Here is a 12,824-nt window from a genome sequence, read left to right on the forward strand (position 1 = left end):
CTTCGCTCTTTTTGTATTGTTGCAGTTAATCATCCGTTCTTAACGCATGTTACCGATGATGGATGATCTTGAATCCTGCATTTTTTTGATAAAGTTCGTCATGACATCAAACGCTTCATTGCGCTTGTTGGACATGGATTGCAGACGAAGCATGTCCATCTGTTGGGAATTGCTTGCAGCATCAATTTGGCTTTTCAGCTTCTGAACAGCTGCTTCATCTCCGTTTTGCTGGGCTACCTGCAATTGAGAGTTCAGATCCGCGATCTGCTGATTGCGGTTCTGTACCTCTTGAATTTGCGTTTGCAGTTGAGCATCCAACAATTTGGTACGTTCGCTCTGAACCATCATCAAAGCCGTTTCGATATCCATACTGCTAATGTCGATAGGTGTTACGCTAGAGATGTTGGAGATTGGGCTTGCTGAGGCTGAAGAGACGATGGATACTGCAGCGACAGCAGCCACTGCTGTTGAAGCGAAAAATTTACCTGAACGTTTCATTTGTGTTCCTCCGAGTCCCTATGTAATATGTACCAGTTTTTTGTTGGCATCTTCCGCCATTCTAAATCAAAAGAACTAGTTGTTCAATCAAATTAACATCAAATTTGAAATAATTTTGATATCCCTTACACACGCCTACCTCCGCTTACAATTTGAGTAAAATAAGCAGGTCATAATAAGTAAAAGTGCATTCTTACGGGCATATTTACTACTACTGGATTGTTCTTTACTCCTACGCTTGAAAGTCGCATTGGAGATCGACGATACGTTCATGATTTTACTTTAGAAAATGATTATGTTATATTCACTAATATATTTTACACAATTTAATTTTGTCATATTTAATATAAATTGATGTTATTTATTTTACGGGAGGTTTTTATATGAAAAAAATACTGGTTGTTCTCACAAATGTAGATAAGTACGCAACGAAGGACGAGCCTACTGGCTTGTGGTTGAGCGAAGCAACTCACTTTATTGAAGAGTTTGACCATAATGATAATGTTCAGATCGATCTGGTTAGCCCTAAAGGTGGTAACGTACCTCTTGATCCGAAAAGTCTGGGCGACTCCCTCGATGAGAGCACCAAAGCTTATTTCGAGAATGAAACGTTCATGAACCAATTGAAAAATACGTTGAAACCTAGCGAAGTAAACGCGAGTGACTACGATGCAATCTACTTCACAGGGGGTCACGGTACGATGTGGGATTTCCCGGACAATGCCGAACTTCAAGAGCTTTCTCGTGATATCTATGAAAAAGGTGGCGTTGTATCCGGTGTGTGCCACGGTGTTACAGCACTGCTGAATGTGAAGCTGTCCAATGGCCTGCTCTTGATCAAAGACAAAACCGTTTCCGGCTTCACGAATGAAGAAGAAGCATTGGTTCAACAAACAGAGTATGTTCCTTTCCTGCTGGAAGATGCATTGAGAGAACGCGCTGCACAATATGATAAAGCTGCTGCATTCAGCTCCTATGTCACAACAGATGGCCGAGTGGTCACAGGACAGAATCCGCAATCCAGTAAAGCTGTAGCGGAAAGTGTTAAACAATTGCTTGGTCTGTAAAATAAACCGATTGATCCCTCTCCTCCCCCAGGAGATCATATAGATGAACATATCAAAACAGCACGTGATCCGTCATGACCTGACAGAGCACGTGCTGTTTTTGCTAGTGATTTTCCCGTATAAGAGCTTCCGTCGCCGTTGTTCCAGCCAAACGCTTCACGATATAAGGTACGGTCACCGACGTCAAGATCACAGCAAATGCAATCTGAGCGATAGCTGTATCCACATATGGCGCATACGCCGGATTGAATTCGGCAGCCATCGATGGCACCACCATGGACAATCCAGCAACCGAGCATGTCGCAGCCGCCGCGTAACCGGGACGTCTTAGTATCGTGCGATCGATTCCAATGAGCGGCAGCATGCAGATCAGCAAAAATAATACCGTGACCAGCAAGCCGGACAGACTGGACTGAAATGCTATACGCAGATCAATATTGGACCCAAAGCTTGTGCCCAGAAAAGGCAGCAGAATCAGTGTTCCCGGAGCGAACATCTTCTGTATATTACTGTCCAGATTACCAAGCAGTATACCGATGAAGAAAGGCACCAGCGTAGCAATTACACTGAGATAATCGATACCGACGCCGCTTGCCGAATTCAATATCATGACCGGAATAACCGGTACGGCGATCAGATTCAGAATGCCAAACGCAGCACGGTCCACATCATCTCCGTACGTGTTCATCAAGGCCAGGTATAATCCAGGATTACAACTGGTCAGAACGGCAATGAAAGCTACCGCGGAAACTCCCCCCACCCCACTTATGCCAAAAAAGTGCACAAATGCCCAACCGAACAGGCAGCTGATGAGGATACGGGAGATACAGAGCACTCCTGCTCTCTTCAATGTCACCAGAAGCTGTGACAAGTTAAGTTGTGTGCCTGACACCAGCAAAATCATGCCAATCAACACCATGGTACCCTTGGAAGTGAAGAGTGCTGTCGTTGGATCCCCGATCTGAAAGAACGATGGAAACACCGTGTTGATGACCGCGGCAGCCAGCATAGGAACAATCAGCAAGCCGCCGGGTATTTTTTTGATACGACCCAAAATATTCATGCTCTGTTACAGTTCTGCTCCGTTGGTACGGATCACATTCTGATACCAGAAGAACGAATCCTTACGATATCTTTCGAGCGTACCATTGCCATAGTCATCCTGATCCACATAGATAAATCCGTACCGTTTGCTCATCTCGGAAGTCCCTGAACTGATCATGTCGATTGGTCCCCACATCGTATATCCCAACACTTCGACCCCATCGGCAATGGCGAGTCCCATCTGTTCGATATGTTTGCTCAAGAAATCAATCCGGTATGGATCGTTGATCGTTCCATCTTCATTCAGCTTATCGTAGAAGCCTGAGCTGTTCTCCAGAATGAAGACTGGTTTTTGATACCGATCATAGACAAGATTAAGCGTATAACGCAGGCCAATCGGATCAATCTGCCAACCCCACTCGTTAGCGGGCAGATGCGGGTTTTTATATACACTGTGTACATTGCCTGCCGTTAGTTCGAGCTGCTCCGTATCACTGCTGGAAATCATCGAGTTGTAATACGACATACCCACGAAATCAGCCGTGTGTGCGCGAATGCTATCCAGATCACCATCCTCGATATTCAGCTGGATCTCCTTGTTTTTGAAATACGTTTTACTATAGTAAGGGTATTCGCCTTTATTAAGCACATCCAGATAGAACTGATTTTTCATCTGATCATCCTGCTGCATCTGAAGTGCATCCTCCGGCTTGCAAGTGTAAGGATACGTTGTGAAATATGCGACCATACTTCCGATCTGGTTATTTGCATCGATCTCATGTGCCATCTTGGTTGCTCTGGACGCAGCTACAAATTGATGATGCAGCCCTTGGAACAGCATTTCCTCATAATTCGGAGCATCATAATCAATGATTCCCAGCGTCTTGGCCGATGCTTTCACGCTCATGTTGATCTCGTTGAACGTCACCCAATATTTCACTTTGCCCTTGTAGCGATTAAACAGCACATCACAATAGTTCACATACAGATCGATCAGCTTGCGGTTATACCATCCTCCGAACTTGTCCATTAATACGATAGGCGTATCAAAGTGGCTGATGGTAATCAGAGGCTCCATACCATGTTTTAGACATTCATCAATAACCTGATCATAGAACTCTAGTGCCTTTTCATTCGGAGCGACATCGTCGCCACCCGGAAATACTCTGGCCCATGAAATGGAATAACGGAATACTTTGAAGCCCATCTCGGCGAATAATGCAATATCCTCACGGAAGTTATGATAGAAGTCGATCCCCCGGCGCTTTGGATATTTAACCGTATCCGGGTCATTCCTGGCCTCTTCAATCATCTCCCAATTAACCCTGATCTGCTTGGTCACTTTGCGGTCGTTCTTCTCGTTGAACTTCATCACTTCTGGGATGGTCAGACTCTTGCCGTCCACATTATAAGCTCCCTCTGCCTGACAGGCAGACAATGCACCGCCCCACAAAAAATCTTTTGGAAAATTGGAATTCGTCATTTTAGTTTCCTCCTGTTATTACGTGTTATGGTCTTATTTCAGGTTTTATGGGATCAGCTTCATTAGCGCTTCACTCTCCCGGATCGGTCCGCTGGTCGCTGTAGTCAGTACGTCTCCATACTGTTGCATGTTGGTTACCACAATGGATGTAATCGTGTTATAGCCTGCTGACGTAATGCCTTCTGGATCAAATTCCACCAATAAATCGCCAGCCTTGATTATCTGTCCCTGTTCGATATGAGCGTTAAAATATTTTCCTTTCAGACTAACGGTATCCACCCCGATATGGATCAGGATCTCGACACCATTCGCTGCCTTTAGTCCAATGGCGTGTTTGGTGCGATAAAGTGCTTCGACTACTCCGTCAAATGGAGCGTATACCTTGCCATCTGTCGGAACAATCGCAATACCTTTACCCATTAACTCTTGGGCAAATGCTTGATCTTCCACTTCAGAGATCGGTTTGATCTCCCCTGTCATTGGACTAACGATAAGCATGTCCGAAGAAGTGGATGTCAGTGATGATACTGACTCTGGAGATGCCTCTGTGACAACGGCTGTTGAATTGTCATTTACCTTATCCGTAGCTTGTTGCTGTTTGGCTCCTTCTGTACCTTCCTTGATGCCTGCCATCAACGTAAACACAAAGCCAAGTACAACGGCAGCAATACAACCAATAACGACATACATGTAACGATCAGATGTATATGTACCAATTGCCAATACACCTGGAAGTGAAATTGCGTTCGCTGTTGTGTGCACCAAGCTGTAGAATCCACCGACTAATCCCCCTGCAAGACAACCTGCGAAAAAGGGACGTTTATATTTGAGCGTTACACCATAGATCGCCGGCTCGGTAATCCCGAACAACGCGGTGAATCCACTCGAAGCAGCCGCCGATTTCATCGTTTTACTCTTCGTCAGGACAAACACACCGAAGGCTGCTCCAGCCTGAGCCAAATTCGCCGCCAGTGCCGTTGGTAACAACACGGTTGCGCCCAGTGTAGCCACTTGTTGAACCTGAATAGGCATGATGGCATAGTGCATACCGAACATAACCATGATCGGTTTGAAAAATCCAAGAATTGCACCAGCAAGAACACCTGCGGTGGAGAACAATGAGTTAATACCATTGGTCAACCAGTCACCAATATATGATCCCACTGGGCCAAGCACGATTAGTTCCACTGGAATCATAATAAACAAAACAATCATTGGGGTAAGCAGAACCTGCAGAAACTTGGGAATCACTCGATTGACGATTGGATACACATAACTCATGATCCATACCGCCAGAATGATGGGAATGACGGAAGATGAATATTTCATCAACAGGATCGGCATGCCAAGGAAATCAATGCTGTTCACACCCGTCTCGGCAATCTGTGACGCAGCGTTCAGAATGATGGGGTGCATCAGCCCCGCAGCAAGAGCTACCGCCAAATAGGGATTGGTTTTGAAACGGTTTGCTGCACTAACAGCCAGGAAGAATGGCATGAAGTAGAAAATACAGTCCCCGATCATGTTAATGATCGTCAGAAAGCCTGAACCCTCCAGATAGCCCATGGCAGCTATAACGGTAGCCAAACATTTGATCATCCCGCAACCAACAAGTGCTGGCAGAACAGGCGTAAATATACCTGCAATGGTTTCAAGTACTACATTGACAGGGTTGCGTCTCTTTTTCGGTCCACGATCTGTGGACTCCGCAAGTTCGCCAATCTTGTCAGAAGTTAGATTCTTCACTTCACTGTATACCGCGTCCACTTTGGCACCGATAACAACTTGAATCTGTCCTCCGGAATTTTGTGCCTTAAGCACGCCTTCGAGCTGATCCAGTGCCTTGAGGTCTGCTTTGTTATCATCCTTCAATACGAATCTCAAACGGGTTGCACAGTGTGTCAGACCCGATATATTTTGCTCGCCGCCAACAAGCTCAAGTACGTTTTTAGCCAAGTCTTTGTTGTTCATGACTCTTCTCCTCTACATCAACTGAAATGGTTATATAAAAAATGACCAAGCCGGGGAATCGTCATTCCCTACGCTTGGTCATGCCTGATCGAATCAGTAACAGTCCATAATGGTTATGCAATTGGTTAGTTCGAGATTAATCGTTGGATATGCAGAATCAGATATAACTTTTCATCATCAGAACAGGTCCAGCCGTAATTATTTTTCAGAAAATCAGCAATCTTCTCCACACAAGCCAGTTCCTTTGGAAACTTCTCTTTGACCATCAGGAAAAGCGATTCATTCTCATCCTTGAGCGATGTACCGCTCATCTGTCGCATGATGAAATATCTGATATGTGTCGCAAATCGCATAAAGTGAATGGAGTCTTCCTGAAAATCAATTTTGAGAGCATATTTGATCACGGATAGGATCTCGCCCGTAACTGTGGTTACCTTAGTGGTATCCGTCATCTCTCCCGAGCCAACCTGCGCATTAACAAAATGCAGAGCAATCAGTGTTGTTTCGGCTGTCGGCAGAGCAATATCCATTTTTTCCTGAATCAGCTTCAGCGCAGCCTCCCCCACCCGGGTCTCGTCCGGATAGAGTGTCCGCACTTCCCATTCCAGCGGATTTTTGATACTGATGCCTTCTCTGGTTCGGGTTAATGCAAAACTGATATGGTCAGACAGGGTGAGAAGCAGGTTCGGGTTAAATTGTTTATTCAGAATCTGACTTCCCAGCTTAATGACTTCCTCAGCGAGATAAATATCCTCAATTGGAATGCTGTTCAGCAGGTCATACATACGGATATTCTTCGGTGCTACGAAAATTTTCTCCACCAAGTCCGTCTCTGTCAGCTCGTAAGGCGTTTTCAGAAATCCGACCCCTTTACCTACGACGAATACTTCTTCGTTGTTATCATTAATGGCAATCGCCACATTATTATTCACTTTCTTAATAACCTTCAATGTCCTCACCCCCCGACGAAAATAAAAAAAGACCGAAAGCGATTACAGTAAAGCAATCGAATTCGGTCATGCCTGGTTTCCCCAGTAACAGTCCGTGTTATGAATATAAGTTTATTATAGTGCTGTTTTAGAAAAAGTCAATCATCCAATCTTAGGGAAAAATCAGCCTCTCTTATCATTGAAGGGAACGCAGAGACCCGATACGTCATATATAATAACGCCCTTTTTTAAAACTACAAAAAGAAAATGTGACCATATGCCCTACTCGCCAGTCTAATTCATATAAAAACCAGCCAAGTGCTGGCTTCATCCCTCCAATACGAAAGGAGCTGTTATCCATGGGTTCAACCGATCTCGTTAACCAGGCCATCCAAGGAGATCGTGAAGCCTTTATCCGGCTTATTCGAGACATTGAAAACTCTTTGTACAATACGGCAAAATCTATGCTGAGAAAAGAGGAGGACGTGGCCGATGCCATTCAGGAGACAATCCTGAACGCATACAAATCGGTGCATACACTCCGGGAACCCCGGTATTTCAAAACCTGGCTGTTTCGCATCCTCATCAATGAATGTAACACGATGCTGTCCCGCCGCTCTCTATCCACTGCTTATGCGGAGGTACCTTCAGAAAAGCGGGAGCATTCCAGTCCCTACGATGAGGTCGATATGCGAGAAGCGGTAGACCGTCTGGAGGAATCGAAACGAATTGTAGTCGTTTTGCATTATTTTGAGGACCTGTCCCTACGCCAAGTCGCCGATACGCTGAATATTTCCGAAAGTGCAGTGAAAATGAGACTTACTCGGGCAAGGCAGGAGTTATATCAGAAATTCAAAAATTTTCGGGAGGTAAACTTACATGTCAAACCCGTTTAATATCGATCAGGAATTAAAGAACCAAGCGAAGGAGCGTCCTCTGATGTCTGAACTTGTGCGTAACCGGATTGATGCCACACTGGATTCTCTGCCGGCGTCCCCAAACACATTGAAAACCGAACAAACTTTGCGCTCCAGTCGCCGGAACAAGCGATGGCACAAGGCTACAGCTGCGACAATTGCTGCCGGAGTATTGGGCGTGACCGTATTTGCATCCGGCTTTGTATCACCGGCCATGGCCGCCTCCTTGCGCAATATCCCACTCGTAGGTAGCCTTTTCAGCTCAATCGAAGCCGATATGGGTCTGCGAACGGCGGGCAACGACGGCTTGACTACCCCTGTTAACAGCAAGGTCGCTTACCAGGATGTGAAGCTGGAAGTCCTTGAAACAGTTTATGATGGTACCCGTGCTGCATTTCTGGTTCATTTCACTGCGTCGAATCTGAATCAGGGTGAATATGACAATGGCAAGGACATCGTGAAACTGAGCAGCGGTATTGAGAATGTCTTTTTCAAAGTCGACGGGTCCCTTGCGGATAGCGGACTGTTCTATAGTTCGGTAGGAGAAACGCAGCCAAATACACTGCTCTTTGAGCAGGTCATTTCCTCCGATCAGGGAACGGCACAATTGCCGGATCAGTTCGAGGCCAAGGTTCAATTGACGTTGCAGGGCATCGATCATGAGTTCGAGCTGACGGTTCCATTTGCCAAATCAACAGAAAACATTCATCAGGTTCTGCCCAACACAGCCATGACCAATGATCTGTATACTGCCGCTGTTACGGAAGCTGTGGTTACCCCTGTCACTACTCGTCTAACTACTGTTATCAGTTTGAACGATAAGAGTACTCTTACGGCAAAAGAGCAGGAACAGCTGAGTCACATCGGATTTGCCGTCTATGATGATCAAGGGCGGCAACTGACCTCACTTAGCGGCGAGGGCATCTATGAGGGAAACCAAATAACATCCGAACGCATGTATGCTACGACTTCCAAAGATGTGAAATACCTGATAGTGAAACCTTTCGAGATCAAGGATGACTTCGCTGAAGAGGTTAAAGACACACAATTCATCAAGGGAATGGAAATGAAGATTCAGCTTCAATAGCCTGATCTCATTTCCTTATGAAGGAGCCATTCCATGTCCATCCAATATTCAATCTCATCTCCCATCGTACTTGGCCCATTATTCGTTCTGGTCCTGCTCGCCCTGATGATCCACGCCAGGGTGAGTAAAACCAGGTATACGGTCAGACAGTATGTGTTGATGCTCGCATTTGCCATATATATGTTGGGCGTTATGCATTTTGTATTCTTCCCTATCGACGTGAACATCGGAATCTATGCCAATCAAACTCCATGGTATCAAAGCATTCAATGGATTCCGCTCCTGACCGCGGATGCACCAAGCTTTCTCCTAAACATTGTGCTGTTTATGCCACTGGGGTTCATGCTTCCTTTCATAAAGCCTTGGATTCATTCGATGCAAACAGCAGCATTAGCGGGATTGGCTTTAAGTATCCTTATTGAAATAACACAGTTGCTGCTCCGAGTAACCTTGGGCAACGGTCGCAGTACCGATCTGAACGATATAATAGCCAATACAACGGGAAGTGTACTTGGTTTTGTCATCCTGAATCTGTTTACAAAAAGCTCCATCGGACAGCGCCTCATGACGCTGTGGGAGTCACCACAGGGAGTATCATCCAAAAATATACAGTAAAATGAATATGAGCATGCATAAACGCCCCTTGAAGGCAAAACATGGTCCATACACCAAGATGAAAAAAGTCGCCTGCTATGGTACAATGAAAGAATTGTGTATTCAGAGACAGACATGTGGATAAAGGCCATGAACGAAGGATTTCTGATGCGCTTTTATCCATTCATCATGCTGCCATTTTAGGGAGGCTTATGGAACAACCATGCTCATTATTGGTATCGCCGGAGGAACCGGCTCCGGTAAAACGACGGTAGCTCGCTCCGTCATAGACCGTCTGGGATCAGCTAAAGTTACGTTTATATCCCAAGACAATTATTACAAAGACCAGTCGCAGCTCACACCTGAGCAACGCCGACTCACCAATTACGATCACCCGTTTGCATTCGATAATGATCTGTTGATTGAGCATCTCACCCTGTTGAAAAAAGGCCAAGCGGCGTATGCTCCCGTATATGACTTCACCATAGATAACCGTGCTGCCAATGAGACGGTTGAACTGGCACCGAACCATATTGTCATTGTAGAAGGATTGCATGTGCTGATTGATGAACATCTTCGCAGTCTGATGGACATCAAAGTATTTGTTGATACTGATTCCGATGTTCGGATTCTACGGAGAGTCCTGCGGGATATTGAAGAGCGCGGACGCACGATCCAATCCGTGTACAAACAATACCTCGAAACGGTAAAACCAATGCACGATGCTTTTATCGAGCCATCCAAAAAGTATGCTGATATCATTATTCCAGAAGGCGGACATAATGAAGTAGGTATTCAGATGTTATCCATCCTCACTGAGAAATACCTCACCGGGGAAAATTGGAACGGCGCTTAATTTGCTGCAATGCAACACAACAGAAATCCAGATTACGATACAGCGTAATCTGGATTTTTTGTTGATTTTTCATTTATAATAGTCCCCAATAGTTGAAAGGAGATCTACCCCTATGGCTACTTTTGAAGAGTTCATGCAGCATGACATCCGGGTTGGTACCGTGGTGGAAGCCGAACCCTTCCCCAAGGCTCGCATACCCGCTATTAAAATGACGATCGACTTCGGACCACTTGGTCTTAAGCGCTCCAGTGCTCAGATTACTCAGCGATACACGCCTGACATGATCATTGGCAAACAGGTCGTTGCTGTAGTTAATTTCCCACCTCGGCGGATTGCCGGTTTTGTCTCTGAAGTACTTGTGCTTGGCGGCGTGCCTGGTGAAGGCGATGTTGTCTTGCTCTCACCGGATAGCCCATTACCTAATGGAACACCGATAGCCTGACTTTATTTTGAGTAAAAAGAATATGGGCTTTTTAAATGTTTGGAAATCGAGTATTCTTGATTTATTGATTATTGAATTGACTATTGATGGAACTACATATGTTGGAGACCTTAAAGCATAAGGCTATGAATCTGCGGATTTGTGGCCTTTTTTTGTGTTTTTTGGAGGAAATATAGGTCTGGAGAAGTAGTAAGGGTTGAGCGAAGAGGAGGAGTTTTGTTGATAAATCATACCAACAGCCTAGTTATGCATGGTAGAATATTGATTATTATTACAAATTTAGTATCTAGTAGCCTGAAAAGTACATATCAAGGAGAGAAATTCACAATTGAGAGGAGCAAAATTCATGAGAAAAATGATGATTTCCGGCGTAACGGCATTGGCTTTATTAACAGGGGGTATCGTAGGTTTTGGAGGCGTTGGGAGTTCTGTAGAAGCCGCACAAGCTACAACTAAATTCAAGGACGTTCCTTCTACACACTGGGCATCTTCAGCAATTAATTCGGCCGTGGAACAAGGTTATTTCAAGGGGTATGCCGACGGGACATTTAAACCAAGCTCACCGGTCACCAAAGCTGAAATGGCAAGTATTCTGGGACGTTTATCCGACCAGCCTAATGCATCAACACAAGAACAAAACAATTTCACGGACATACCCGAGTGGGCAAAAAGTGGTGTCTCTATTGCTATAGCAAAAGGTTTTATCAGCCCTTCTAATTATAAGGGGAAATTGGATGCACAAGGCGCTCTTCAACGAGGAGAAATGGCTACTTGGCTGACTCAAGGGTTAACCGTGGTTGATCCTGAATACAAACAAGCACTCTCTGATGTGACCAACACCGTTGTGCCTGCAAAGGAATATTTCACAGGTAAACTCGCAAGCGCTCAAAAAAATGCAGTCGCTGTTGCCCTGGGAACGGGACTGATGAGTGTAGCAAACGATAAAACATTTGGCGTTGAACGTACTACAACACGAGCTGAAGTAGCTGTATTGATCGCCCGTTATGCAGCAGTTGCCAAGACAAAACCTGCTGATTTTCAGGGGCTGAATGAGCTGCGGGCAGTGGGTTTGACGGGAACGAATTTGAGTATTATTGCGCCTAAGTATCAGAAAGCAGGACCAGAAAAATTTTCTGAATCGTATGATTACAGCAAAGTAACTGGCGATTTTGCGAAAATTCGTAATCAAGAATTAGTTACAGTAACGAATTATGCAGATCTGAGGGTCAAGAACTGGATCATCGTCAATCCATATGTGAAAGAAACTGAGAGAAGTATCTATTATCCCGTTTTCGTTGATGAAAAAGATAGATTACTGAGAGGCGCTTATTATTCCTTTACAGAGTTTGATATTAGTATTAAAAACTCTATGAACCAACTGCAAGCCGGTAGTCTTATCAATTCCCCAACTATTAATGCTTTAACTTCTCCAAGCACTAAAGCCTTTAACGAGTATGGACTTAAACATATAAATGATTTACTCGGACCCAAAGGCGTTTTTATTGAAAAAAAACCTGTTTACTGGGCACATGGTCTCTTACATTTTGACAAGTCACTAAATCCTGGAGTACGTCTGACGCTCAAAGATGGAACAAACTTTACTGTAGTTCCAAATTAAACTATGAAAAGGGTGTTCCAATTTGCACTTCTATAAATTGTTAAAGAGGTTATTAATAGCATATATAATACTATGCATATTATTCCAAACCCCTTCAGTAATTTTTGCTGGAGGGGGACCTGGAACAAAGCCAGTTTTAGAAGCCTCTCATATAGTACCTTCATCCCCTTCAAAGTCTCAGAAAAAAGTAGTACCCGTTGAGGGTAGTGGAATGTCTAATATCGGTGTTTATGTTTACCAACTCGATAATTTAAGATGGAGTGTAGATGGAGAATGCAACGGCCAAACATTAAGCAATAATCCCGATACCAACAAACC

12 protein-coding genes are annotated in these 12,824 nt (G+C 44.6%); 7 read left to right on the forward strand and 5 right to left on the reverse strand.

Annotated elements, in window-relative coordinates:
* Positions 1–39 precede the first annotated feature (39 nt).
* The gene (locus J2X75_RS26315) at positions 40–498 is read right to left on the reverse strand and encodes a hypothetical protein (protein ID WP_310341856.1); all 459 of its coding nucleotides are present in this window, start codon (positions 496–498) and stop codon (positions 40–42) included.
* A 383-nt stretch (positions 499–881) separates the two neighbouring features.
* Here J2X75_RS26315 and J2X75_RS26320 point away from each other — a divergent pair, with 383 nt between their 5' ends.
* Positions 882–1,565 carry a type 1 glutamine amidotransferase domain-containing protein gene (locus J2X75_RS26320; RefSeq protein ID WP_310341859.1) on the forward strand — a complete coding sequence of 228 codons (684 nt, stop codon included), beginning with the start codon at positions 882–884 and terminating at the stop codon, positions 1,563–1,565.
* A gap of 103 nt (positions 1,566–1,668) precedes the next feature.
* Here the strand turns inward: J2X75_RS26320 and J2X75_RS26325 are convergent, their stop codons facing one another.
* From J2X75_RS26325 to J2X75_RS26340, 4 genes are all read right to left on the reverse strand, one after another.
* Positions 1,669–2,628, reverse strand: a complete 960-nt coding sequence (locus J2X75_RS26325) for a 2-keto-3-deoxygluconate permease (protein WP_310341862.1) — start codon at positions 2,626–2,628, stop codon at positions 1,669–1,671.
* A gap of 6 nt (positions 2,629–2,634) precedes the next feature.
* Positions 2,635–4,092: a glycoside hydrolase family 1 protein gene (locus J2X75_RS26330; RefSeq protein ID WP_310341865.1), complete on the reverse strand. Its 1,458-nt coding sequence runs from the start codon at positions 4,090–4,092 to the stop codon at positions 2,635–2,637.
* Positions 4,093–4,137: 45 nt separating this feature from the next.
* A complete protein-coding gene (locus J2X75_RS26335; protein ID WP_310341868.1) occupies positions 4,138–6,063 on the reverse strand; it encodes a beta-glucoside-specific PTS transporter subunit IIABC in 1,926 nt (641 codons plus the stop codon).
* A 125-nt stretch (positions 6,064–6,188) separates the two neighbouring features.
* Complete coding sequence (locus J2X75_RS26340; RefSeq protein ID WP_310341871.1) at positions 6,189–7,022, reverse strand: PRD domain-containing protein; 834 nt, start codon at positions 7,020–7,022, stop codon at positions 6,189–6,191.
* Positions 7,023–7,351: 329 nt separating this feature from the next.
* Between J2X75_RS26340 and J2X75_RS26345 the strand changes: the two genes are divergently transcribed.
* The 6 genes from J2X75_RS26345 to J2X75_RS26370 all read left to right on the forward strand — a co-directional run bounded on the left by J2X75_RS26345 (position 7,352) and on the right by J2X75_RS26370 (position 12,506).
* Positions 7,352–7,888: a sigma-70 family RNA polymerase sigma factor gene (locus tag J2X75_RS26345; RefSeq protein ID WP_310341874.1), complete on the forward strand. Its 537-nt coding sequence runs from the start codon at positions 7,352–7,354 to the stop codon at positions 7,886–7,888.
* Entirely contained in the window at positions 7,872–8,996 is a 1,125-nt protein-coding gene (locus J2X75_RS26350) for a DUF4179 domain-containing protein (protein WP_310341878.1), read from the forward strand. The genes J2X75_RS26345 and J2X75_RS26350 overlap by 17 nt, the downstream gene beginning before the upstream one ends.
* Positions 8,997–9,029: 33 nt before the next feature.
* Positions 9,030–9,611, forward strand: coding sequence for a VanZ family protein (locus J2X75_RS26355; protein WP_310341881.1), 582 nt, complete (start codon positions 9,030–9,032; stop codon positions 9,609–9,611).
* Positions 9,612–9,813: 202 nt separating this feature from the next.
* Entirely contained in the window at positions 9,814–10,446 is a 633-nt protein-coding gene (udk, locus tag J2X75_RS26360) for a uridine kinase (protein ID WP_036616377.1), read from the forward strand.
* A 112-nt stretch (positions 10,447–10,558) separates the two neighbouring features.
* Complete coding sequence (csaA, locus tag J2X75_RS26365; protein WP_047841512.1) at positions 10,559–10,888, forward strand: chaperone CsaA; 330 nt, start codon at positions 10,559–10,561, stop codon at positions 10,886–10,888.
* Between the two features lie 346 nt (positions 10,889–11,234).
* A complete protein-coding gene (locus J2X75_RS26370) occupies positions 11,235–12,506 on the forward strand; it encodes an S-layer homology domain-containing protein (RefSeq protein WP_310341886.1) in 1,272 nt (423 codons plus the stop codon).
* Positions 12,507–12,824: the final 318 nt, after the last annotated feature.

The organism is Paenibacillus sp. 2003, assembly GCF_031455635.1.
Classification (GTDB): Bacteria; Bacillota; Bacilli; order Paenibacillales; family Paenibacillaceae; genus Paenibacillus; species Paenibacillus amylolyticus_B.